This window comes from Veillonella sp. CAG:933 (genome assembly GCF_000431435.1).
In the GTDB taxonomy this organism is placed as follows: domain Bacteria; phylum Bacillota; class Negativicutes; order Veillonellales; family Veillonellaceae; genus Veillonella_A.
Genome location: NZ_HF986258.1, coordinates 1 through 892, shown reverse-complemented (window position 1 = coordinate 892; position 892 = coordinate 1). Strand labels below are relative to the sequence as shown.

Sequence of the window (892 nt, the reverse complement as noted above, 5' to 3'; positions counted from 1 at the left end):
AAAAAAAACAAACAATCGCAATTGAAAGACTAAGGAAAACATATCCACTTCAGTTTATGCTCAATTATTTTGGTATCAGTCGAAGTACATATTATGCACGTCTTGCTGCTATAAAAAAGGGAGACAAATATGCAGATGAAAGAGAAGCTATTCGTACAATTGTAGCGATAAATAAGGGTCGTTATGGATATCGTCGAATCACTGTAGAACTACATAAATTAGGATTTTGTATAAATCATAAAGTTGTAATGCGTCTTATGAAAGAAGAGAAATTAACCTGCCAGGTTCGGCTTAAGAAGTATCGATCATATAGAGGTTCCGAAGGAAAAATCGCTCCTAATATCATCAATCGAGACTTTAATGCTACAAAACCAGATCAAAAATGGGCAACAGACATTACTGAATTCCACTTATTTGGTCGCAAAGTATACTTATCGCCTATCCTAGATATGTATAATGGTGAAATCGTCGCTTATGAAATATCTGAACGCCCTGTATTAAAGCAAGTGCTTTCTATGCTAAATAAGGCATTTACTATGAGACCTAATAGCCAAGGATGTATATTACATTCAGACCAAGGCTGGCAATATCAACATAAGGAGTATCAAGAGACATTAAAAAATCACGCCATCATCCAAAGTATGTCCCGAAAAGGGAACTGTTTGGATAATAGCGTGATGGAAAATTTCTTCGGTTTACTAAAGTCAGAATTGCTGTATTTAGAAGACTTTACTTCTTGCGAAGATTTTATCAATAAACTAAGAGATTACATAGACTATTACAATACTAAACGTATCAAACTTAAATTAAAAGGAATGAGTCCGGTAGAATACCGGACCCATTCCCAAAAAGTTGCTTAATTACTTCTGTCCAAGAAAATGGGTGCAGATCA

Annotated in this window: 1 protein-coding gene; it reads left to right on the top strand. The window is 34.8% G+C overall.

Annotated features, from left to right (window positions below):
• Positions 1-860 (top strand): IS3 family transposase (locus QZL64_RS13045; RefSeq protein ID WP_296309705.1); only part of this gene is annotated, 860 nt, incomplete at its 5' end.
• Between the last annotated feature and the right edge of the window lie 32 nt (positions 861-892).